A 23,295-nucleotide genomic window follows, 5' to 3' on the forward strand; every position below is an offset into this window, starting at 1 on the left:
AAGATGGAAGAGGCAGCAGAGCTATAGTTTACTGCGGCCTCTTCTTTGTGCCCCGGGTAGGAGTAGCTGATAGTGGATCCTCAGGCCAGTGGTGCTTTGGGTAGCGACCGCGTAGGTCTTTGCGCACCTCAAAATAACCACTACTCCAGAAGCTGCGCAGGTCTCGGGTTACTTGTACAGGGCGTGAGGCAGGAGAGAGAAGGTGTATAAGCAGAGGGACCTTGCCTCCACCAACACGTGGTGTATCAAGCATACCAAATACTTCCTGCAGGCGCACGGCCAGTACAGGAGTGTCGGTGTCAGAATAATCAATCGCGATGCGTGAGCCGCTCGGTACCTGTAGGTGAGAGGGGGCCAATTTGTCCATTTCCTGGCGTTGTTCCCAACTCAGCCCGGATAGCAAGATCTCCTGGAAATCGAGCCGGGACACCTGGTCCAGTGAGCGTAGCCCGAGAAGGTGAGGTGCCAACCATTCATTTATACGTTCAGCAAGTGATTCGCTCGATACATCAGGCCAGGTAGTAGGGTCCAGTGTATGCAAAAACGCTAGACGCTGCCGTACGCGCAGTGCTGCGTCAGACCAAGGCAAGCGATCTATACCTTTTTCGCGGAGAGCCTGCAGAAGAGCTTCTGAAACCATTTCAGGGTCAGGTTTGGTAATAGCACTCTCGTCCAGCACCAATGCTCCGAGACGGCTAATGCTGCGTGCCTTTACCTGTTGAGTAGCCTCAGCCCACTTTACTTCCTGTAAAGTCTCTACCTGATCAGAGAAATGCTCCTGCAAATCGGCCTTAGTGATTGGGGCTGCCAACTGTATGCGGGGCTGCTTTGCTAAGTCTAAATGGGCTACAGCGTAGAATTCAGCCTCCCCGAAGAGCTCAGTAGGTAAATTAGCCCGCTGCCCGCTTACAAGCCTAACTCGTCCTGAAGTTTCTCGCTGTGCCAGCCGGTCTGGATACGCAAGGGCTGTAAGTATACCTGCCTGTTCAGGATTTATGCTACTGCCGGCTTCCCGCAGCCTCTGTCGCAGGTTTAGAGCCTGTTCCTTTACCCGTCGCAATGCGTTTTCGTCTACCATAAAGCCAGGAGTAGGAGGTCGTTGCCCAGCCAGCAATTCCAGACGCAGTTGCAGGTCAGGTATGCCGTCTCCCCAAGATAACTGTATAGGCTTTAGAATGTCTCGCTCCGATAATAGCGCAGCCAATGCACAGGCAGTAGCACCAAAGCTTAATTCATGCCCACGCATAACCAGGTGGCCTAACCGTGGGTGTATACCAAGTGAAGCCAGCGCCTTACCATGTGCTGTTGGGTTCCCACTATGGTCAATGGCTTGCAGGCGTTGTAGGAGGTCTTTTGCCAATGCTAGTGCAGCAGCAGGAGGAACATCAAGCCAGTTAAGTGTTGTGGCATCCTTCACTCCCCACAGAGCGAGCTCCAGCACTAAGCCTGTCAGGTCCGCCTCAAAGATCTCTGGAGCTTGCCTTGCTGGCAATTGTAACTGATCTGCCTCTGACCATAAGCGGTAGCAAATGCCTGGCCCTAACCTTCCGGCACGACCTCTACGCTGGTCTGCACCAGCCTGAGATACAGGCACCGTGTCGAGTGTGGTTAGTCCTGTGCGAGGCACAAACTTAGGCACGCGTGCATAGCCACCATCTATAACAATCTTCACGCCTTCTATGGTTAAGCTTGTCTCGGCTATACTTGTTGCCAACACAATTTTGCGTTTTTTCTTAGTTGAAGGCTGTATGGCTGCTACTTGCTTAGAGAGTGGCAGGTCGCCGTGAAGCAGGTGGAGTTCCACCTCTGCAGGAAGCTTTTCTTCGAGTTGCTGAGCGACTTTTCTTATCTCTCCCATACCTGGCAAGAAGACAAGTATATCCCCTTCAAGTTCCTGGTTCAGCACTTTTAGGATTGCCCTAGGTACAAGGTTTGACAGCCGTTGTGCTAGGTAAGCGCCAGCGGCAGCAACTTCGGCAGGAGGGAGGTAGTTCGTTTGCACCGGAAAAAGACGACCCTCGCTGCGGACAACAGGTGCCTTCAACCACTTGCCAGTGGCTGTTGCGTCCAGGGTGGCACTCATTACCAAAATGCGTAGGTCAGGCCTTAATACAGCCTGTGCATCCAGGGCAAGTGCCAAGCCTAAATCTGCCTGCAAGTTTCGTTCGTGAAATTCATCAAAGATGATTGCCGCTACTCCCTCCAGTGCCGGGTCATCTTGGATCATGCGGGTGAGAATACCTTCGGTTACTACTTCTACTCTCGTTTTCCGGGACACCACATGATCCATCCGAACCCAATAGCCCACAGTCTGGCCTACGGGCTCCCCAAGAAGGTCTGCCATGCGCTCTGCGGCTGCCCTGGTAGCTAACCTGCGTGGCTCCAACACCAGTATCTTACCGTTTTCACGCCAAGCTGCATCCAGCAGCGCCAAAGGCACGAGCGTAGTCTTACCTGCACCAGGCGGTGCCTCCAGCACAGCTCGATTATTCGAGTTTAATACCTCTAACAATTGTGGTAGTGCCTCTACTACAGGTAGGTCAGGAAGTGTGGCAAGTAGTTTAGAAGTAGTATTCACTCCCCAAAGTTCGGGATTGTTTTTGAAAATTGCTGATGTGAATAAGCAGATGAATCAAAACTGCCTTCCTGCCATTTCGAGCAGAGCGAGAAATCCTTTCAGAGTCTGATAAGGAGTTCGCTAGTACACCCTTTCAGTTTTTAACAAATATGAAAGGTCTACAGAGACAACCTTCTCAGTTTTTGTCCCCGTAAACGCTAACATGTCCTCCTGCAACTATATCGTCTACATTACAACAAAACCGCGTAAAACGACCCTCTACACAGGCGTAACTAATGATTTGCCAAGACGGCTGCAGGAGCACTTTGTGAACAGTGGAAACGCATCTACGTTCGCAGGTAAGTACTATTGTTATAACCCCGTCTACTATCATGCTATTGAGCGAGAGAAGGAAATTAAGAAGTGGAACCATAGTAAAAAAGAAAGTCTAATCACCCGGTTTAACCCATGTTGGAAGTTTCTTAACCTAGAAGTACAGGTTGAGTAGAACCAGTAAAACTGAAAAGGGTTTGATCACAGACACAGCTAAAGTTCTTTCAATATTTCGTATAGATCTCTCACTGCGTTCGAGATGAAAGCATAAGGGGCTGTCCAAAAAGGGCGGCCCCTTTTTCATTTTCTCCTCTTTTGCTATTTTAGTAGGTATGAAAAGGCGCAACGTTGTTTTCAAGGAGCAGCCGGGCCACCAGGTGGTCCTGTTCCCCCAAAGCATCGGAGACCGCATCCCGGAAGGCCACCCGGTGCGGCTCGTGGACCGGGTGGTCGATGAGCTCAACATCGACCGCATCATAGCCACCTACAAGGGCGGGGGCACGAGCAGCTACCACCCACGGATGCTCTTGAAAGTGCTCTTCTACGCTTACCTGAACAACATCTACTCCTGCCGCCGCATCGCCCGGGCCCTGGAGGAGAACATCCACTTCATGTGGCTCTCGGGCGGCAGCACCCCCGACTTCCGCACCATCAACGACTTCCGCTCCCGCCGCCTCAAGAACCAGATCCAGGACTTGTTTGCCGAGCTGGTGCGCCTCTTAAACCGCCTGGGCTACGTGAGCCTGGAGACCCAGTACGTGGACGGCACCAAGCTGGAGGCAGCAGCCAATCGCTACACCTTCGTGTGGCGGGGCTCAGTGGAGAAGAACAAGCAAAAGCTGGAGACAAAGATCAAGGCCGTGCTCTCGGACATCAAGCAGGCCATCAAAGAAGACAGGAAAGCGCCTCAGGAGCAGCCGCCCGAGAAGGTGGACGCCCAGCGCCTGAAAGAGGAGATCCGCCAGCTCAACGAGCGCGTGGCTGAGCTGGACAAGCAGGCCCGCAAGCAGGTGGCCAAACTGGAAAAAGAGCACCTGCCGCGACTACAAAAATACGAGGAGCAGCTAGAGAAGCTCGGTGAGAGGAACAGCTATAGCAAAACAGACGAGGATGCCACTTTCATGCGGATGAAAGAAGACCACATGAAGAACGGGCAATTGAAGCCCGCCTACAACGTGCAGATCAGCTCCGAGGGCCAGCTGATCACCAATTTCTCTTTGCACCAGCGCCCGGGCGACACGGCCACGCTGATCCCGCACCTGGAGCAGTTCCAGGCCCATTACCAGCGGCAGTCAAAAGAAGTGGTGGCCGACGCCGGCTACGGCTCGGAGCAGAACTACGCCTGGCTCGAAGATAACCAGGTAGAGGCCTACGTCAAGTACAGCTACTTCCATCAAGAGCAGAAGCGCAAGTTCAAGAACGACATCTTCCACGCCCAGCACCTGTACTACAATGAGCAGCAGGACTTCTTCGTCTGCCCCATGGGCCAGCGCCTGGAGCGGGTGGGCCAGTACACCCGTACTTCTGAGTTAGGTCATGTCTCCTCTGTCACCCGCTATGCTGCCCGCCGGTGTGAGGGCTGCCCGCTGCGGGGGCAGTGCTTCAAGGGCAGGGGCAACCGCATGATCGAGGTCAACCACCGCCTGCGCCAGTTAAAGGCCCGGGCACGGGAGCGGCTCTTGAGTAAGGAGGGAATCCGCCACCGCAAGCGAAGGGCCATTGAGCCCGAGGCTGTGTTCGGGCAGGTGAAGAGCAACAACCGCTTCACCCGCTTTAGATTGAGAACACTTGCCAAAGCCGAGGTGGACTTTGGCCTGGCGGCCATGGCCCACAACCTGCGCAAAATAGCCCGCAAGGGAGTGAAAGCCTTCCGGCAGGCCCTGGAGAGGGGCGCCTCCGGCCTTTCCCAGCAGCTAAAACAGCCAACTGCGGCTCATACCGGCCTGCTGGACCAGCTGACTACCATTTTCAGCCCGAGAAGAGCCGTTTTCCAGCTGGCCGCCTAAAAAACAAAATCAACCGGATAAACCAAAAGAGGCTGCCCTTTCCGGACAGCCTCTATGCTGTTTAATGTAGCAAGTACTACATCTCCAGCATCAGTTTGGATACTTCTTTTGAAGGTAGATCTGACTTACCCATCAGATAAGTATCTATGGCACGGGCAGCTTCACGTCCGTCGGAGATAGCCCAGACTACCAGCGACTGCCCGCGATAGGCATCACCAGCGGCAAAAATACCGGGTATATTAGTTTGCCAATCCTCTACCTTAAAGTTGCCGCGTTGGTCGGTCTCAAACTCAAAGCTTGCCTTGAATGCATCGTGCATTGGACGCTCATAACCAATAGCGATAAAGGCAAGATCGCATGGAAGTATCTTTTCGCTATCAGGCTTTTCGGCATACTCGCGGCTGTTCTTCCACTCTAATTCCACTACCTTTAGGCCTTTCACAAAGCCATTTTCATCGGCTATGAATTCCTTTGTTAGCCAACCCCAGCTGCGCTCACAGCCCTCTTCGTGCGAGGAAGATGCTGTGAGAGTCATAGGCCACTCTGGCCACGGGTTTTCTGGTGTACGTACCGAAGAAGGCATTTGGCGGTACTGTAGCTGCGTGACAGATTTGGCAAAATGCCTGTTAGCTGTGCCCACGCAATCAGAGCCTGTGTCGCCGCCGCCAATCACCAGCACATGCTTATCCTTGGCGTGAATATCTTGTTCTACTGGTATCTCTTCTCCGGCTACTCTACGGTTGTGCAGTGTGAGGTAGTCCATGGCAAAATGAATACCCTTCAGGTGATTGCCAGGAATATCCAATACCCGAGGCTTGCTTGAGCCTATAGCCATCAGAACAGCATCGTGCTTGCGGTGCAGCTTCTTAAGCGTTACATCCTTGCCGATCTCGACACCTAAATGAAAGTGGATGCCTTCTGCTTCCAGGATGGCTAGCCTGCGGTCAATGGTCCATTTCTCCAGCTTAAAGTCGGGTATACCATAACGCAGCAAGCCGCCGGCTTTATCGTCTTTATCATACACATGTACCTCATGGCCCGCCTGGTTTAGCTGTGCAGCGGCTGCTAGGCCTGCGGGGCCCGAACCTACAACAGCTACTTTTTTACCAGTTCGACGCACAGGAGGCTGTGGTTTTACCAGCCCCAGCTCAAAAGATTTCTCCGCAATGGCTTTTTCAATATGCTCAATAGCTACTGCTGGCTTATTGATTGACAGTACACAGCTGGACTCGCAAGGGGCAGGGCAGATGCGGCCTGTAAACTCAGGAAAGTTGTTCGTGCTGTACAGAATCTGTGCGGCACGTTCCCACTCTCCCTCATACACCGCATCATTGAAGTCTGGTATCAGGTTACCCAGAGGGCAGCCGTTGTGGCAAAAAGGTACACCACAGTCCATACAGCGGGCGGCCTGCATTTTTGTTTTTTCCTCCGGGAAGGAAGTATAGATCTCGTTAGAGTCGTTTATTCTTTCTTTGGGAGCGCGTGCTGCTGGCAGCTCGCGGCTAAATTTCAAAAATCCGTCTGCTTTTCCCATCAGGCTATTACTTTAAGCGTTTCACTTTCTTGTTGTTGCAGGGCCTTCTTCAGGTCGTGCGGCATTACTTTCTGGAAGAACTTCTGGTGTGCGTGCCATCCTTTCAATAGCTCCTTAGCCTGTACACTGCCGGTATAGGTTGCGTGTTCTCTCAGCTTTTGCTCAATCCAGGCCAAGTCAGCTGTATCCGGCTGCTCCAGGTTCACCATGTCCAGGTTACATTGTTCCGGGAAGGCGTTGGTAGGATCGTAGATGAAAGCCATACCACCGCTCATACCAGCGGCAAAGTTTTTACCTACAGAGCCCAGCACCAATACTTTGCCACCTGTCATGTACTCACAACCATGGTCGCCAATGCCTTCTACTACTGCCTCTGCACCCGAATTGCGCACACAGAAGCGCTCACCAGCCATACCATTAATGTAGGCAGTACCCGAGGTAGCGCCATACAGAGCCACGTTACCGGTAATAATGTGCTCATGTGCTACATAGGTTGTACCTTCAAAAGGCTGCAGAATCAGTTTTCCGCCAGAGAGACCTTTGCCCAGGTAGTCGTTTGCTTCGCCTACCAGATGGAAGGTAAGACCAGGGGCAAGGAAACCGCCGAAGGTCTGCCCGGCAGAGCCATGGAAGGTGGCGTAAAAGCTATCTTCAGGTAAACCGGCTTTGCCATACTTGGTAGAGACCTCATAAGACAACATTGCACCAACAGAGCGGTCTACGTTAATGATGCGGTACTGCAATCCTTCTTTTTTGCCGTTGTAGAAATCAGCAATCAGCTTTCTGTCCAGGATCTCCTGTATATCATGCTCCTGGTGTATCTGGTGGTAGATACCCACATTGTTAGGGGCCACCTCCTGGTGCAGGATAGGATCGAAAGTAAGGTTCTTGAGCTTCCAGTGGTCCAGGTCGTTGCGTACTTTCAGTACCTGCGGTTGCCCAACCATCTCATTTATACTTCTAAAGCCGAGTGTAGCCATAATTTCGCGCAGTTCCTGGGCCATAAAGCGGAACAGGTTTACCACGTGCTCTGGCTCACCGGTAAATAACCGTCTTAGTTCCGGGTTTTGGGTGGCAATGCCTACCGGGCAGGTGTTGAGATGGCACTTGCGCATCATAATACAACCTTCGGCTATTAGGGCTGCTGTGGCTACGCCATACTCTTCCGCGCCAAGTAAAGTGGCGACCGCCAGGTCGTAGCCGGTCATCAGCTTACCATCGGTCTGCAGTACAACACGGCTGCGCAGGTTATTTTTTACCAGCGTCTGGTGTGCCTCAGCCAGGCCCATTTCCCAAGGTAGGCCTGTGTGGCGGATAGAGCTCAGCGGACTGGCTCCTGTACCACCGTCGGCACCAGAAATCATGATGGCATCGGCTTTTGCTTTTGCAACACCTGCCGCAATGGTACCTACACCAGCCTCAGCTACCAGCTTCACATTGATGCGGGCATTAGGATTGGCATTCTTCAGGTCGTAGATAAGCTGCTTAAGGTCCTCGATAGAGTAGATATCATGGTGCGGGGGAGGTGAGATTAAGCCTACACCAGGGGTAGAGTGCCGCACGCGGGCTATCCAATGGTCTACCTTATGGCCTGGCAGCTGACCACCTTCACCAGGCTTAGCTCCCTGGGCAATCTTTATCTGTATTTCATCAGCATTAGCCAGGTAATGACTGGTTACGCCGAAGCGTCCCGATGCTACCTGCTTGATGGCAGAGCGTTCAGAATCTCCGTTTTCATTAATAATGTAGCGTGCCTCATCTTCGCCGCCTTCGCCGCTGTTGCTCTTGCCGCCAATGCGGTTCATGGCAACGGCCAGGGTGCTGTGTGCCTCATGCGACAGAGAACCAAAGGACATGGCACCAGTAGCAAAGCGCTTCAGTATACTTTCTACAGGTTCTACTTCATCCAAAGGCACGGACTGACGCTTTCTGAATTCAAACAGGTGGCGCAGTGTGATTGCCTTTTGCTGATGCTCCCGCAGAAGCTTTGCGTACTCTTTGTACAGGCGGTAGTCGTTTAGCTTGGTAGACTTCTGCAGCAAATGAATTACTTCTGGCCGCAGCAGGTGCTCCTCGCCGCGTCTTTTCCATTGGAAGAAGCCACCAGTCTCCAGCAACTGCTGTTCATCAAGATAAGCCGACTGATGCTTTACAAGAGCCTCCTGCTCCAGATCCTCAAAGTTCAGGCCCTCCAGACGGCTTACGGTTCCCTTGAAGCACTTCTGAATTACCTCCTGCCCAAAGCCAAGGCACTCAAAAATCTGCGCACTCTGGTAAGACTGTAGCGTGCTGATACCCATTTTGGAAAGTATCTTAAGCAGACCATTTCCAACTGCCTGTATATACTTTTCAGCATAGTGCTCAAACTCAAACTTTTGCGATACGTCCAGCTTTTGCTGTTCCAGCAGGTGCTGAATAGTATCGTAGACCATGTATGGATATACACAGCTGGCTCCGTAGCCAATTATTGTAGCAAAATGATGCGTTTCCCAGGCATCACCAGCCTCAACTACAAGACCTGTTTTGGTTCTGATGCGCTTTTCTACCAGGTGGTGATGGATAGCCCCCACAGCCAGCAAAGAAGGTATGGCCGCACGGGTAGGTTCGATAGCACGGTTAGAGATGATGAGTATTTTCTTGCCTTCTCCTACTGCAGCTTCAGCCTCAGCGCAAATTTCATCCAGCGCTTTTTGTAGCGAACCTTTTTGGGTAGTAGAGAAAGTGGCATTGATGACATGATGCTCAAACCCTTCCGATTTCAGGTTGATGATCTTGTTAAAATCACCGTGGCTGAGCACTGGGTGCGAAATATGTATCTGTCGGGTATGAGCTGGTGTTTCGTCCAACACGTTTAGCGATTCGCCTAAGCGCGTAAAGAGCGACATCACCAAGCGCTCACGTATAGGGTCTATAGGTGGGTTACTTACCTGCGCAAAGTGCTGCTTAAAGTAGTTGGCTACGTGCTGGCTTTGGCGCGAAAGTACAGCCAAAGGAGTATCCGATCCCATACTTCCCAGCGGCTCCTTGCCAGTGGTAGCCATGGGCTGAATGATCAGTTTCAGGTCCTCAGAAGTATAGCCATAGGCTTTCTGTTTCAGCCTTAATTTCTCCGGCGAAACAGCATTTAAGCGTATCTGCGGTTCAGGGCGCTGGTGCAGCTTAATACGGTTCTGCTGAATCCACTCCAGGTATGGCTTATCGTTGCATACCATCTGCTTGATTTCCTCATCCTCGTATATCCTGTGCTGCTCCAGGTCAGCCAACAGCATTTTGCCCGGCTGTAATCTGCCGCGGCGCACAACGTCTTTCGGGTTAACAGGCAATGCACCTGCTTCAGAAGCCATTACGAGTTTGCCCTGCTTGGTTATGCAGAAACGCACAGGACGCAAACCGTTACGATCCAGGGTAGCGCCAATTTGTTTACCGTTAGTGAAGAATAGAGCGGCAGGTCCGTCCCACGGCTCAATCAGGGCAGCATGGTATTTATAGAAAGCCTTTTTATAGGTGTCCATGAAGCGGTTGTCCTGCCATGCCTCCGGTACCAGCATCATCATAACGTGGGGGAGAGGCCTGCCGGCCAGCGTAAGGAGTTCCACCATCGCATCGAGGTTGGCAGAATCCGAGTTAGCAGGATTTGTGATAGGTAGAAGCCACTTCATTTCTTCTTCTGTGAAGAGAGGAGAGTACATGAGTGCCTCCTTCGATTTCATCTTGTTCACGTTTCCACGTATGGTGTTAATCTCGCCATTATGCGCAATGAAGCGGAACGGTTGGGCCAGTTTCCAGTTAGGGAAGGTATTGGTTGAGAAGCGGGAGTGTACCACAGCCAGAGCCGACTTAAACTCCGGGTGGCGAAGGTCGTGGTAATATTTTTCTACTTGGTCAGTTTTCAGCTGTCCCTTATAAATAATGGTGCGGGAAGAGAAGCTGGCAATATAAAAAGTGCCGTTCTCGCCGCGAACAGTTTGGTTGATTTCGTGTGTGATCAGGCTACGGAGAACAAACAACTTGCGCTCTAATTCGTCTCCTTTTATACATTCATCGGTGGGACGTACAAATACCTGCTCTATATATGGCTCCACTGCCTTGGACTCATGCCCAGGCACACGTCCGTTTACAGGTACCAGGCGATAACCAAGCAGCGTAAACCCCATTCTCTGTATGCACTTGTTTATAGCTTGCCTACACTTATCCCTTACCTCATAAACTGTAGGAAAGAAAACCATGCCAACGCCATAGCTACCTTCTTGTGGTAGTTTGATGGCGAAATCGCTTAGTTGCTTTTTTAGGAAACTGTGGGGGAGCTGCACTAAAATGCCTGCTCCGTCTCCGGTTTCCGGATCACTGCCTGTAGCGCCCCGGTGCTCCATGTTTGTGAGCATGGTTAGCGCATCTTTAACGACACTATGAGATTTTCTGCCGTTCAAATTCACAACGCATCCAACACCACAGGCATCATGTTCAAACTCGGATCTATACAGTCCTTTAATTGGGGAATTATGCTGGGTCATGTAGAGGAAACTAATGGTAATACATAACTCTTTCGAGTTGGCGAATTTTTAAATTACCACATGTTCTTCTTAAAAGCAAATGTAAATTTAAAACAGTGGTTATTTTTTAATCAAAAAACTGTTAATTTGGCAATACAGCATTCGTAAATTTAAGATTTGTTAAAAATGAGTTATTTTAGAAGGTTGTGCTTAACATTATAATAAAATAAGGTTGCTTAACTTTTTTACTGGTGTTACTGCTTCTGCTGCTGATTTGCTTTTATTTCAGGGTATGAATTTTTGGCAAGAAGTACTGTAGCAACTACGGCTTGTGCTTGTTAGACTGTTCGTGTATGAGCCTTTCAGATGAGATGCATCATACTTGGTTATAGAAAGCAAAAATGCCCTACCAAAAGTATCTGGTAGGGCATTTTTGCTAAAGTGCAGAAAGAAACCTTTTGAAGACGGCTAATTTGGATACATAGAGCCAATCAAGTCTGCATACTTTTCGGCAATAACTTTACGCTTTAGCTTGAGTGTTGGGGTTAGCTCGCCACCTCCAATTGTCCAACTATGTGGCATCAGTACAAACTGCTTGACCTGCTCGACAGGGTTAAAGAATTGGTTGTAGTGGTTTACCGCCTCTTTTACAAGGGCACGAACCTGCTTGTCTGCTACCACTGCATGGTCGCCTGGGTAGGGCAATCCCTGTGCAGCATACCAGTCTTTAAGCATATGGAAGGCCGGTACAATCAGGGCGCCAACAAACTTTTGCAGCTCACCCACCACCATAATCTGCTCTATCCAACCGCTCTCAACCATGCGGTTTTCTATAGGCTGTGGGGCTACGTACTTACCGCCGCTAGTCTTAAAGAGCTCTTTCTTGCGGTCTGTAATTTTCAGGAATTTACCCTCTATCATAGCGCCAATGTCGCCGGTATGCAGCCAGCCATCTTTTATTACCTCCGCCGTAAGATCTGGTCGTTTATAATAGCCCATCATCACATTCGGGCCTTTACAAAGTATTTCGCCGTCTTCGGCAATCTTTACCTCTACATCCTTGAGCAGCGGACCTACAGTGCCAAACATCCTGTTCTTTTCGCTGTAGCGGTTGCCACTGATAATAGGGGAGGCCTCGGTTAAGCCATAGCCTTCCTGAATCACAAGCTGGGCGGCCGTAAATACTTTCAGCAAGCGCACCTGACAGGCAGCGGCTCCGGTTATGATAGATTTAACTTCGCCTCCTAGCGCCTCACGCCATTTACTGAAAATTAACTTATTGGCTAGAGCCAGCTGTAATTTGTAGCTGGTGCTGAGCGGCTTGTTTATCTCGAATTGCTCGGCTAAGCCAAGAGCCCAGTAAAACAGTTTTCTTTTGATGCCGGTTAATTCTGAGCCTTTGGCCATGATGCCCTCGTACACTTTCTCCAGCAAGCGCGGTACTGTCGTGAAGAGTGTCGGCTTTACCTCACGCAGGTTCTCACCAATCTTATCCATGCTTTCGGCATAGTATATCGACACTCCGCAGTATAAAAAGCAGTAAGTAGCCATGCGCTCAAACGCGTGGTTAAGTGGCAGAAAGCTTATGGCTCTTTTCCCCCGCACACCAATCTCTTCAATTATAAGTGAGCTGCTGAATACATTGCTGATGATGTTATAATGAGACAGCATTACACCTTTAGGCGTACCGGTAGTGCCGGAAGTATAAAGTATAGTGGCTAGGTCAGATTCCTGAACCAGTTCACGGCACTGCTTTACCTGTTGTTCAGTTTCAGAGTCAACAGCTGCAAGCAGATCAGTCCAGGAGCGGGCGTCTGGTACTGGTTTAAAAGTAAATACTGCTTCTAAGGCTGGTAACTTGCTCTGGATACTGTTGATTTTTTGATAAAGTGCCTCATCGCCTACGAACACCATTTTTACACGGGCATCCTGAAGTATAAACTGAAGCTCGTTGTTGTTGATGTTTGGGTAAACTGGTACCGACACTGCTCCAATCTGCTGGATGGCCAGGTCTACCATCATCCACTCAGGGCAGTTGTGGCTGATAATGGCGATTTTGTCTCTGCCTTCTGTTGTGCCATCGCCTCTTGTAAAGCCTAGCTTAAGTAAGGCTGCACTGATTTGATTTACCTTATCGTAAACCTCCTGTGTGCTATACTTTTTCCATGCTCCGTCTTCTTTAGAGCAGAGCATGTCTTCCAACGGAAAAGCAGCCAATTGATAGGTAAGGCAGTCGAATAAGCGTTTCGGCTTATTTACCTGCACGGTAATCTGATTTTGCATTAGTATCTCTACTTAAACAAACCACACATCCTCCGGCGACAGCGAGACGTGTACCTTATCGCCCTTCTGATAGTGACGCTCTGTGGTTCTTATTTTCACTACATCATCCTGTAGCTGTACTTCAACTTCATAAAAGCTTCCAAAAAAGCCAGTACTATTTACTACGCCAGAAAGTGCCTTGTTTCCGTCCGCTACCAATTTTAGGCGCTCTGGCCGCACTAGAATGTTTTTGCCATCCGGATTCAAGCCAAGAAGCTGTGAGAAATTGCGGGTACTAACACTGCTCAGGCGGTTGTAGCTTCCAAAAAGGGCTGCAGTATACTCATCGACCGGATGTCGGTACACCTGCTCTGGCGTTCCGACCTGTACTAGCTGGCCTGCCTTAAGCACCAGAATTTCATCTGCCCAGGATAAGGTATCGTGCGGATCATGGGAGATAAGGGTACAGGTTATATCCAGCTCCTCGCCAATATCCCGGATCACTGACTTCAAAACATCCTTATGAGCTGTATCAAGGTTTGAAAAAGGCTCATCCAGCAGCAGGAGCTTAGGGGAGGTACTTAGCAGGCGGGCCATCGCAATTCGCTGCCTTTCGCCACCAGATAGTTGGTTTGTTTTTCTTGGCAACAGATGTGTTACGCGGCAAATATCATACAGCATATCAGCCCCTTCGTCTGTCAGGGTGTTGGCATACCTTAGTACCTGCTCTACCCTAAGAGAATGTGGCAGCTCGAAGTGCTGTGACAGGTAAGTTATACCCGGGTGGCCCGGCACGAGCTTGTCTACTGGGCCAATTACTCTTCTGTTTTCGAAACGAACCTGGCCTGCTGTTGGCTGCACTAGCCCTGCAATGGTTTTTAACAGAGTGCTTTTGCCGGAGCCTGTCTCTCCAGTGATAGCGATATTTTGAAACTCCTGCTGGGTGAAACTGATGTCGTTCAGTACGGATTTGCCTGCTTCCTCAACACAGATGCCAGCTACTTCTAAAAAGCTCATTAATTCAGATAAGGCAATAAAATATGGATTGCTTTTAAACAGGTTCTGCGCCCTCGATAAAGCTTGATAGCTTTTGCAGTTACAGTGTTAAGTACGACAGCCGATGGTTTTCAATATTAAGGTATACCTGCTATAAGCAAGCTTCAGAACCGAATACAAAGGTACTGGAAAACATTTTAAAGATGGCGATTTCATCGGCTACCTGGACCTTATAGAGGAAAACACTTACCGCGAATCTGCCGTGGTAATGGAAGATGCAGAGGTTTACATTATCTCGAAAGAAGATTTCTTCCTGCTGCTTCACAACAACTGTTTAGTAGCCAATCAGTTCATCAAGATTTTATCTGATAACCTGGCTGAAAGAGAGGAGAGACTTTCAAAATTGGCTTACAACTCGGTAAGAAAGAGAGTAGCAGATGCGCTGCTATTCGTTGAGAAGTAGTATGCCCCTAAGTCTCTGCATTCTGGAGCGCAGGTAACTATTTCGCGGGAAGACCTTGCAAGTATAGTGGGTGCCTCTAAAGAAACAGTTATCCGAACCCTGGCTGATTTCAAAGACGGAAACCTGATTAAGAGCCAGGGCAGCAAGATTACGGAAGGTAAGAAATTAAACCATCCATTTAACGCTGATTATTTGAAAGCCCCAACCAAGTATAAAAGGATACTTGGCTGGGGCTTTCGGTTTACTGTACTACCTTCTTCTACGGATGAATCAAAAGCATTTTGTATTTGAAATCAATTCTTTGAGAGCTGCTGAGCTATAAAGAACGTCACTTCCTGAAAATAATATGAACAGCTTTGCTACTTGAACTGTTGCTGTTCTTTCGATAACAAATCGGTTAGTGTTGGTACATGCTTTTAGTAAAAGAATTATGAAGCTTTTGAGGTTCTTGAAAATTATTTAACACAAGAGAAACCGGAAAGAACAGAGCTTTTCAAACTAAAGCTGTTATACTCGCAGCCAAAATGTAAGCTTACATCGAAGCCCCTTACCAATAAGCAATAGGAGAAACCATTGAATTACAAGAATTAAAATAGATAAAGATTGAAAAAGAATTTATTGCCGCTGGCCTTAGGCGGCTTAGGAATAGGAACAACGGAGTTTGTAATGATGGGGCTACTGCCTGACGTTGCTGCTGATTTCAATATCAGTATCCCGGAGGCGGGGCACATGATTTCAGCTTATGCGCTGGGTGTGGTGATTGGTGCTCCTTTACTGGTAGTGGCCAGCCGTAGCTTTGCGCCAAAGAAAATTCTTTGGACCCTGATGGTGGTGTTCACCCTCTTTAACGCCTTCTCGGCCTTCGCGCCTAGCAGCATGACACTGCTCTTTGCTCGCCTGATGGCCGGTCTGCCGCATGGGGCGTTTTTCGGGGTAGGTTCTGTGGTAGCCAGTCGGTTGGCCGAAAAAGGCAAAGAGGCTCAGGCCATTTCCTTCATGTTTGCCGGTCTTACCATTGCCAACTTGCTTACGGTGCCGCTCGGTACCTACATCGGCCACCACTACTCCTGGCGCTATACCTTTATCCTGATAACCCTGATTGGCTTAGCTACGCTGCTACTGATTCAACTATGGCTGCCGGCTCTTTCTGCTACTAAGCAGGGAAATGTACGCTCAGAGCTGGGTTTCTTTAAGAGCCGTGAAGCATGGCTGATCCTGTTAATTACAGCTATCGGTACAGGTGGTCTTTTTGCCTGGATCAGTTACATTGCTCCTCTGATGACTGAGGTTTCTGGCTTTGCACCCGACATGGTGCCGTACATCCTAATACTAGCTGGTTTTGGCATGGTGGTGGGTAACTTTGTAGGGGGCAGGTTAGCTGACAGGGTGAAGCCTGTAAAAGCTTGCCTCTTACTGCTGCTGTGTATGGCAAGTGCGCTGCTTATCATCTTCTTTGGCTCTGAGAGCAAAGCCGTTTCACTGGTTATGACCTTTGTAGCGGGTGGACTTTCACTGGCTATTGCAGCTCCTATACAGATCCTGATGATTAAGACTGCTAAGGGAGCTGAAATGCTTGGGGCAGCCACCACGCAGGCAGCCTTTAACATAGGTAATGCCTTAGGTGCATTCTTTGGCGGTCTGCCTATTGCTATGGGCTACGGGTATACTTCTCCTGAATTGGTAGGTGCACTAATGGCTACAGTAGGAGCCACTTTTGCTGTCATGCTCATGAAAAGGCAAAGTGCACAAAGCCAGCAGGTGGTGCAGGATGTGTATCAGGAGGAACTAGTTTGACATTCCCACCGCTAAAGCAGGTTGGATTCCTGGGCTACCTGGCTACTGCGACCGTATATCTCCCAAGCTGAAACGGTCTGCCCGACCGCCTTCTTTCTTATATTTCTAGCTGCGTTCACATCCCGGTGCAGGGCATGTTTGCTGCAGCAAAGGTAACAGCCGGCAAGTGCAGGCGGTAGAACATAGGGTAAGATCGAACCCAGCAAAAGTGAAAGGATGTCGCACCACATCCAGGGCGTCTTTGCCCACATCGACGCCCAGGTTCTGACAGAGTAAATTCTTCATAGCTGAAAGGGGCTTAAGTGGACAAAAAACATTCATCTTCCGGGCCTACACTCACTCATGCCTGCGGATGGGGTACTGTCCAGGCTTTTAAGATGAAGAGAAAGGGAAGGGCTTGCTTGGGGGCGACATCATCAAAGTGTCTAGTGCCAGGGCTTTCTCCTTCCCTTTCTGTTAGCTTACGTTTAAGAGCCTGATAAAATTGCACATACGCTTATACTGCCAAAGATATGAGTGCGAGGGCTTTCTTTGGCATTTACTCGTAAAAAAGTTGGCTCCTTTGGTTCTGTGCCTTAGTTACTATACAGGTCCAGATAATTTTCGAAAAGTGCGGCCCTATACTTTGGTAAAGTATAGGGCCGCACTTTTTGCTTTACATGATCGGAATAATTTGTATATTACTTATATCATGATATACCAATATATGCTGCCTTCCGAAACAACTTTATCTTACCATCTTGATCTTGCCCGTCGCACGATTTTTTCAGGGTGGCGTAGCCAAACCGAAAGCGAGGCTTACAGAGGGGGTATGCTGCAGGTAGCTGATCTTATAAGCAAAAATCATATCGAATACTGGCTCTACAATGCCTCAAAGTTTACGGCACCTGATCTAAGCGATCAGGCTTGGACATTAGAAGTACTTGGCCCGTTGCTCGCAGAGACGGAGCTGAAAAAGATAGCTGTATTGGTGCCGGAAGATGTATTTCTACAGGCTGTTGCCGAAGGGGTACGCAGTAAAGCAGAAAACATCTTCTACGGTAAGATCATTATGGAAAACTTTCTGGATCAGCAAAGCGCAGAAGACTGGCTATTATCAGGAAGCTAGTTTTTGCGGCAGATTGAAGGGGGAGAAACTTACACTTCAATGCTACGTTGAGCCTTCTGTTTACCAGTTAGTCACGAACTTACCTTTATCAAAACGTATGTTAGAGCGACGGGTGTACCGCATACCTAAAGCGGGTTCTATCAAAAACCTGAAACTACAGACAGAAACCCTAAGCCATCCTGGGGCAGACGAAGTATGCGTACAAGTAAAGGCGATAGGGTTAAACTTTGCTGACATCTTTGCTATACAAGGCCTTTACAGTGCCACCCCAAAAGGACCTTTTATCCCGGGACTAGAATTTTCAGGTGAGGTTATAGCAGTTGGAGAGAGGGTGGAGGAATGGAAAGTAGGAGACAGGGTGATGGGCGCAACAAAGTTTGGAGGCTATGCTTCGCACCTGAACATCAACCACCGTTACGTAATTCCGCTCCCAGGCAGTTGGAGCTTTGAGGAAGGAGCGGGTTTTCTGGTTCAGGGCTTGACAGCCTACTATGCGCTTAAAGAGCTGGGAAACCTGAAGAAAGGAATGACAGTGCTCATACACAGTGCTGCCGGTGGTGTGGGCATACTGGCCAACCGTATCTGTAAAAAGTATGGAGCCTACACCATAGGTAGTGTCGGGCGGGCTGACAAACTAGAATTCCTGCTTAATGAAGAGGCGTACAATGCTGTCATACTTCGTGACGGAAACTTCTATGATAAACTTAAGGTTACTTTAGGAGAGCGCCCACTGCACCTGATCATGGAGTGTATAGGAGGTAAAATCCTGAAGCAAGGTTGGCAGGCAATGGCTCCCATGGGCCGTATGGTGGTGTATGGTAATGCCAGCTTCACTAGCCATGGCTCTAGCCCAAACTACCCGAGGCTCATATGGAAGTTCCTGCGGCGACCCAAGATTGACCCCTTACGTTTGCCCACCGAAAACAAGTCACTAATGGGCTTTAACCTTATTTATCTTTATGAGCAAACAGATATGATGCACCAGCTTCTTGGAGAGTTACAGTCGCTGGACCTTAAGCCGCAGCATATTGGACATGTGTTTGCGTTTGAAGCCATGCATGATGCTATTCGTCTTTTTCAGCAGGGTAAAACTGTAGGAAAAGTAGTCCTAAGGGTTGGGGACTAAAACTCTAATGTCGATTAGTAGGTGCTGGTCGGTAGTTTGCTAGCATGTGCATCACGATAAACAAATATAACTACTGATTCAAGATTAAGGGGTTGTTAAGGTATGCTGGCTACAGGGTATAACTACTTCGGCAAAACACTTGGAGGACTATAAGTTAGGTTGCTACTCTACACCTTTATGGTGCCATCACTGGCAGCACTAGTTTCTAACAGTTGCGGTTTAGATAGTATTTATAACTATGTTCGTGTTAAATCGTAATCAATCTATCCTACATTAGCCCCATTCATGTCGACGAACTCGCTTTCTAGCTCACAGGAAGGAATTAGTATTCAGACTTTGCCTTTTCAGAAGATTTTTGAGGCACAGTCTGCATTAGTAGTGTTACTTTCCCCGGACCTTGTAATTCAAGGTGCTACGGACAATTATTTGCTGGAAACTTTTATGAAGCGGGAAGAGATCATTGGCCGGAACCTGTTTGAAGTATTTCCTGATAATCCTGATGCATCTGTAGCATCCACCACAAATTTGAAAGCTTCCTTTGATCAGGTCTTTGCTACCAGAAAGTCTCATAGAATGGATATTTTTCAATACGACATTCCTGACCCAAATAATCAGGGAAGCTTTATCGAACGTTTCTGGACTACTGTAAATACACCTGTTCTAAACGAGCAGGGGGAAATAATTTGTATTATACATGAGACCGCCAATGTTACAGATGAGGTAAAGGCCAGGCTTGAGCTAAAAGAAAGCCAGGAGAGGGAAAAAGTCGCTCTGGCTCAGGCAGAACAGCAGCGTTTAAGGTTAGAGCGATTGTTAGATCAGGCTCCAGCGGCCTTTGCTATGCTAGAGGGACCAGATCTGGTTTATAATGTGCTGAACAGCTCATACCAACAGCTCTTTCCAGGTCGGGAGATGCTAGGCTTACCACTGTTTGAAGCACTACCTGAGCTAATAACTTCACCCGTTTACCAGATAATCAATAATGTATATAACACAGGGGAAACGTTTGAGGGTAAGGAAGTTCTGATTCCGGTAGCAAGGTATGAAGGCCAGCCTGTAGAAGACATTTACTGGAACTTCATCTACCAGGCACTCTTTGATGCAGACGGCAAGGTGAACGGTGTTCTGATCTTTGCGCTGGATGTTACGGAATTTGTGGAAGCCCGTAAGCAGGTAGAGAAAAGTGCAGAGGCGCTCCAGGAGCTTAACCGTGAATTGGAGGAGCGTGTAGAGAGCAGAACACAGGAGTTGCGCACTGTACAGGCAGAGGTCCTGAATCAAAAGCAGCAGCTGGAAAGCATCTTTATGCAAGCTCCTGCAGCCATCTGTATCTTGGACGGTCCTGAACTTACCTACCAGTTAGTAAACCCTGGCTATCAGCAAATATTTCCGGGAAGGGACTTGTTAGGGAAGCCTTTGATGGAGGCACTGCCTGAGTTACAAGGAACAACCATTCCTGACCTTCTTCATAATGTGTATCAAACAGGTGAGACCTATATAGCAGAGGAGTTACACCTGATGCTGGCACGCCATGAGGATGGCCCTCTGGAGGAAATGTTTTGGACCTTTACCTACCAGGCCCGCTATAACAGCGAAGGTGCTGTGGATGGTATCCTGGTTTATGCGCATGAAGTTACTAGCCAGGTAGAAGTACGGAAAGCTATAGAGGCCAGTGCCCGCCAGCTACAGCTTGTTACGGATTCGCTGCCTGTGCTGATTTCTTACCTGGACAAAGATGAACGGTACCGTTTTGTAAACCGCGCTTACGAAGGGTGGTTTAACCTAAAGGTAGAGGACGTTTTGAATAAAACTGCCGTGGAGGTTGTAGGGGAGAAGGCCTATAAAACAGTAGAGGGGTATATAAAAAGGGCGCTCGCCGGTGAACAGCTTACTTATGAGCTTGCTATGCCCTATAACCAGGGGCTGCGGCATACACGAACTAATTTTGTGCCGGATATAAGAGATGGAAAAGTAGCTGGTTTCTTTGCATTAGTGTCAGATGTTACAGACCAGGTAGAAGCTCGGATAACCTTAGAAAAAAGGGAGAAAGAGGCCCAGATGATGGCGGAAAAATTAGCCACAGCAAACGAGGAGCTTCTTAAAGCCAACGCTGAGCTTGGTGTCGCCAACAAACGTCTTATCCATATAAACACCGATCTTGATAACTTCATCTATACTGCCTCCCATGATCTGAAAGCGCCTATCTCTAACATAGAAATGCTTATGGAGGAGCTGCTGGTTGAGTTACCTGACGAAACTTTAAAGCAGCAGGAAGTAAAGAGCATGATAGGCATGATGAAGGGAGCCATAGCTCGTTTCAAAAAAACCATAGCCAGCCTGACAGAGATATCAAAGCTGCAGCAGGATAGTTTTAGTAATGCAGAGAAGGTAAATGTAGAGGAGGTAGTAACAGATGTAAGGCTTGACCTTGAGCAGCTGATTGCTAAATCTGAGGTTCATATAGAGACGGATGTAAAAGGCTGTATTACGGAGTCTTTTTCTGAAAAAAACCTGCGCAGCATCATTTACAACCTCTTGTCAAACTCTATCAAGTACAGTCACCCGGATAGAAAGCCAGTGGTAAGAATTACTTGCCATGAAGAACGTGAGTTTTTTGTACTTAAGGTACAGGATAATGGCTTAGGTTTGTCACCAGCCCAGCAGGGTAAACTCTTCTCAATGTTCAGGCGCTTCCACGATCATGTGGAGGGATCTGGCGTAGGACTCTATATGGTAAAAAGAATAGTAGATAATGCAGGAGGCAAAATTGAGGTGGAAAGCGAGGAAGGGAAAGGCACTTCTTTCAGTGTATACTTTAGAAAGTAGAGCACGATCACTTCATCCTTTTAATCTAGAAATCCTGTTTTTGACGAGTCAGGTTTCACCAGATGGGCACGACTCTGGAGACGGAGCAGTAAGTATGGTATAGTAGGAGAAAGAGTGCTCATAAATAGGAATGACACCTTTTGTTGAAAAGGCGTCATTCCTATAAAATCGGTTTTATCAGCACAAATATCAAGCTTCAATCTTACCCATTACCGTCAACTGCTCAAGTGTAGGGTTAACACTTCCACCCTCTGGCTCCAGCGTTACGGCAAATGCCTGTGCTGATTTAATTGGCTTCATTTTCAGCATTGTTACCTGGTTGCCGCTGGTAGGTATGAGTCCTGCATCAACAGGTGTTCCCTCATCTAAGGCCCAGAGTTGGTACTGCATGCCCGAAGGTGGTGCCGGCAGGCTTACTTTATCGATATATACTTCCTGTTTCTGCGGGTGCCAATATACTATGGCATTCGCGCCAGGATGCGCTTTTACGCCTTGCAGCTTAACAGACTGGTAGCTTGGGTCGCGGAGAATAGCCAGCACTTGCTCTAGTTGCTGAGTTCTGAGCGAGGTGTTTTGCATATTCTGCGCCAGGAGCTGTTCAGAGGAAACAGCTGTTGCCAAACGCTGTTCAGCGTCCTGCCACTTTGTATAGAAGTGGTAGCTTAACATGCCTGAAATCAGGAACAGCACGATACTGGCAGCAAACATCCACTTATACGGAGACGTTTCTTCCTCCAGTGGCAAGGTATAAGAAACAGTTTCCGGGTCCTCTTCAAAGGCAGTTGTCGTTGCCCCTGAACCCTCGATAGGTTGAAGCCTGCTTAAGATTCTGTTCTTTAATTCCGGCCTTGGTGGCACTGCATGCACTTGGGCATAATATTCCATTGCCGAGCACGCTTCGTCCAACGCTGCCCGAACTTCAGGAGAGCTCGCAGCACGTAATTCTACCTCTTCACGCTCCGCCTGTATAAGACCACCGGCTGCATAAAGCTCAAGAACTCCAGATGCTATGTATTCTTCGTTAGACACTACCCTTAAACAATTTTGATAAAAATTTAACTGCACTGCGTGCTCTGGTTTTCACCGTACCCAGTGGAATATTGTATTCTTCTGCGATTTCATTTTGTGTCATTCCCTCAAAATACATGAGGTTGATGATTGTTTGTTGCTCAGGGCTTAGTTTTTCAACGACCTCCCTAACCCCTATATGATCAGGGTTAAAAGCGCTGCTGCTAAAATTTACTTGGGACCCTGATAAGGAATTTGTGGATCCCTTCATGCGGTATTCTTTTGAGCGGAGCTTATCGATCGCCAGGTTTCTGCCAACGTTTAGCATCCAGGTAAAAAGCCTGCCCTTTTTTTCATCGTATTTGTCAAAAGACTTCCATATTTTTATAAAAGTCTCTTGCAGCACATCCTCAGCTACTTCCTCGGTTTTTACAATCTGCAAGATAACACCGTATAGTGTGGCACTATACATGTCGTAGAGTAAAGAAACTGCAGCGTTATCCCTGGCGCGTAAACGAGCAATCAGGTCTTCTTCGCTAGTTTTTTGTGTCGTATTATCCGCCAAGGAAGCTAAACAGTTTGTAACCCAACCCTATGATAGAGTTTATCAAAATTAAGAGTATTTCTGAATTTCACTAACTGCAAATTATTCAAAAGGTTGTAGTTATAGCCTTATTTAAATTGCCTATACACAGATAATCTGTGCACCGCCATAAAATGATGAAAACAGCTACTAGGTTTAGTGAAAGCAACTATACTACTGACCTTTCTGGTAAGATATGAAAAAAGAGC

14 protein-coding genes and 2 pseudogenes are annotated in these 23,295 nt (G+C 48.4%); 8 read left to right on the forward strand and 8 right to left on the reverse strand.

Translation table 11 applies throughout. The annotated features are described in order from the left end of the window. Positions 1-28 precede the first annotated feature (28 nt). A complete protein-coding gene (gene hrpB, locus PKOR_RS14355) occupies positions 29-2,578 on the reverse strand; it encodes an ATP-dependent helicase HrpB (RefSeq protein ID WP_046311621.1) in 2,550 nt (849 codons plus the stop codon). A 202-nt stretch (positions 2,579-2,780) separates the two neighbouring features. Between hrpB and PKOR_RS24105 the strand changes: the two genes are divergently transcribed. Beyond that, positions 2,781-3,065 carry a GIY-YIG nuclease family protein gene (locus PKOR_RS24105; protein ID WP_071843153.1) on the forward strand — a complete coding sequence of 95 codons (285 nt, stop codon included), beginning with the start codon at positions 2,781-2,783 and terminating at the stop codon, positions 3,063-3,065. A gap of 157 nt (positions 3,066-3,222) precedes the next feature. After that, positions 3,223-4,746: pseudogene (locus tag PKOR_RS14360) on the forward strand (IS1182 family transposase); the annotation flags it as partial. Positions 4,747-4,972: 226 nt separating this feature from the next. Here the strand turns inward: PKOR_RS14360 and PKOR_RS14365 are convergent. From PKOR_RS14365 to PKOR_RS14380, 4 genes are all read right to left on the reverse strand, one after another. Next, positions 4,973-6,430 carry a glutamate synthase subunit beta gene (locus PKOR_RS14365; protein WP_046311622.1) on the reverse strand — a complete coding sequence of 486 codons (1,458 nt, stop codon included), beginning with the start codon at positions 6,428-6,430 and terminating at the stop codon, positions 4,973-4,975. Then, a complete protein-coding gene (gene gltB / locus PKOR_RS14370; protein ID WP_046311624.1) occupies positions 6,430-10,941 on the reverse strand; it encodes a glutamate synthase large subunit in 4,512 nt (1,503 codons plus the stop codon). Before gltB ends, PKOR_RS14365 begins: the two co-directional genes overlap by 1 nt. Before the next feature lie 447 nt (positions 10,942-11,388). Then, a complete protein-coding gene (locus tag PKOR_RS14375; protein ID WP_046311627.1) occupies positions 11,389-13,203 on the reverse strand; it encodes an AMP-dependent synthetase/ligase in 1,815 nt (604 codons plus the stop codon). Between the two features lie 12 nt (positions 13,204-13,215). Further along, entirely contained in the window at positions 13,216-14,199 is a 984-nt protein-coding gene (locus PKOR_RS14380; RefSeq protein WP_046311628.1) for an ABC transporter ATP-binding protein, read from the reverse strand. A gap of 181 nt (positions 14,200-14,380) precedes the next feature. On the opposite strand from PKOR_RS14380, the pseudogene PKOR_RS25630 reads away from it, so the two are divergent. The 3 genes and pseudogenes from PKOR_RS25630 to PKOR_RS14390 all read left to right on the forward strand — a co-directional run. After that, positions 14,381-14,641, forward strand: a pseudogene (locus tag PKOR_RS25630) (Crp/Fnr family transcriptional regulator); the annotation flags it as partial. A gap of 39 nt (positions 14,642-14,680) precedes the next feature. Then, positions 14,681-14,932, forward strand: coding sequence for a helix-turn-helix domain-containing protein (locus PKOR_RS25635; RefSeq protein WP_262501872.1), 252 nt, complete (start codon positions 14,681-14,683; stop codon positions 14,930-14,932). Positions 14,933-15,244: 312 nt separating this feature from the next. After that, on the forward strand, positions 15,245-16,435 hold the full coding sequence (locus PKOR_RS14390; protein WP_046311629.1) for an MFS transporter: 1,191 nt from the start codon (positions 15,245-15,247) through the stop codon (positions 16,433-16,435). A gap of 105 nt (positions 16,436-16,540) precedes the next feature. On the opposite strand, the gene PKOR_RS24770 is transcribed toward PKOR_RS14390, so the two are convergent. After that, positions 16,541-16,720 carry a hypothetical protein gene (locus tag PKOR_RS24770; protein WP_148561700.1) on the reverse strand — a complete coding sequence of 60 codons (180 nt, stop codon included), beginning with the start codon at positions 16,718-16,720 and terminating at the stop codon, positions 16,541-16,543. A gap of 406 nt (positions 16,721-17,126) precedes the next feature. On the opposite strand from PKOR_RS24770, the gene PKOR_RS14395 reads away from it, so the two are divergent. From PKOR_RS14395 to PKOR_RS14405, 3 genes are all read left to right on the forward strand, one after another. After that, entirely contained in the window at positions 17,127-17,543 is a 417-nt protein-coding gene (locus tag PKOR_RS14395) for a hypothetical protein (protein ID WP_148561701.1), read from the forward strand. A 97-nt stretch (positions 17,544-17,640) separates the two neighbouring features. Beyond that, positions 17,641-18,669, forward strand: a complete 1,029-nt coding sequence (locus PKOR_RS14400; RefSeq protein ID WP_046311632.1) for a synaptic vesicle VAT-1 family membrane protein — start codon at positions 17,641-17,643, stop codon at positions 18,667-18,669. Between the two features lie 285 nt (positions 18,670-18,954). After that, positions 18,955-21,495, forward strand: coding sequence for a PAS domain-containing sensor histidine kinase (locus PKOR_RS14405; protein WP_046311633.1), 2,541 nt, complete (start codon positions 18,955-18,957; stop codon positions 21,493-21,495). A gap of 189 nt (positions 21,496-21,684) precedes the next feature. On the opposite strand, the gene PKOR_RS14410 is transcribed toward PKOR_RS14405, so the two are convergent. Together PKOR_RS14410 and PKOR_RS14415 are read right to left on the reverse strand one after the other, a co-directional pair. After that, positions 21,685-22,524 (reverse strand): anti-sigma factor, encoded by an 840-nt coding sequence (locus PKOR_RS14410; RefSeq protein ID WP_046311635.1) that lies wholly within the window; start codon positions 22,522-22,524, stop codon positions 21,685-21,687. After that, a complete protein-coding gene (locus PKOR_RS14415) occupies positions 22,517-23,068 on the reverse strand; it encodes an RNA polymerase sigma factor (RefSeq protein WP_235336450.1) in 552 nt (183 codons plus the stop codon). Before PKOR_RS14415 ends, PKOR_RS14410 begins: the two co-directional genes overlap by 8 nt. Positions 23,069-23,295: the final 227 nt, after the last annotated feature.

The sequence above is a fragment of the Pontibacter korlensis genome, from assembly GCF_000973725.1.
GTDB lineage: Bacteria > Bacteroidota > Bacteroidia > Cytophagales > Hymenobacteraceae > Pontibacter > Pontibacter korlensis.

Bases quoted from the DNA above. Each gene is read 5' to 3' on its own strand.
- PKOR_RS14375 (WP_046311627.1), bottom strand. From the start codon at position 13,203: ATGCAAAATCAGATTACCGTGCAGGTAAATAAGCCGAAACGCTTATTC.
- PKOR_RS14380 (WP_046311628.1), bottom strand. From the start codon at position 14,199: ATGAGCTTTTTAGAAGTAGCTGGCATCTGTGTTGAGGAAGCAGGCAAA.
- PKOR_RS14365 (WP_046311622.1), bottom strand. From the start codon at position 6,430: ATGGGAAAAGCAGACGGATTTTTGAAATTTAGCCGCGAGCTGCCAGCA.
- PKOR_RS24105 (WP_071843153.1), top strand. From the start codon at position 2,781: ATGTCCTCCTGCAACTATATCGTCTACATTACAACAAAACCGCGTAAA.
- PKOR_RS14400 (WP_046311632.1), top strand. From the start codon at position 17,641: ATGTTAGAGCGACGGGTGTACCGCATACCTAAAGCGGGTTCTATCAAA.
- PKOR_RS14405 (WP_046311633.1), top strand. From the start codon at position 18,955: ATGTCGACGAACTCGCTTTCTAGCTCACAGGAAGGAATTAGTATTCAG.
- PKOR_RS24770 (WP_148561700.1), bottom strand. From the start codon at position 16,720: ATGAAGAATTTACTCTGTCAGAACCTGGGCGTCGATGTGGGCAAAGAC.
- gltB (WP_046311624.1), bottom strand. From the start codon at position 10,941: ATGACCCAGCATAATTCCCCAATTAAAGGACTGTATAGATCCGAGTTT.
- PKOR_RS14395 (WP_148561701.1), top strand. From the start codon at position 17,127: ATGATATACCAATATATGCTGCCTTCCGAAACAACTTTATCTTACCAT.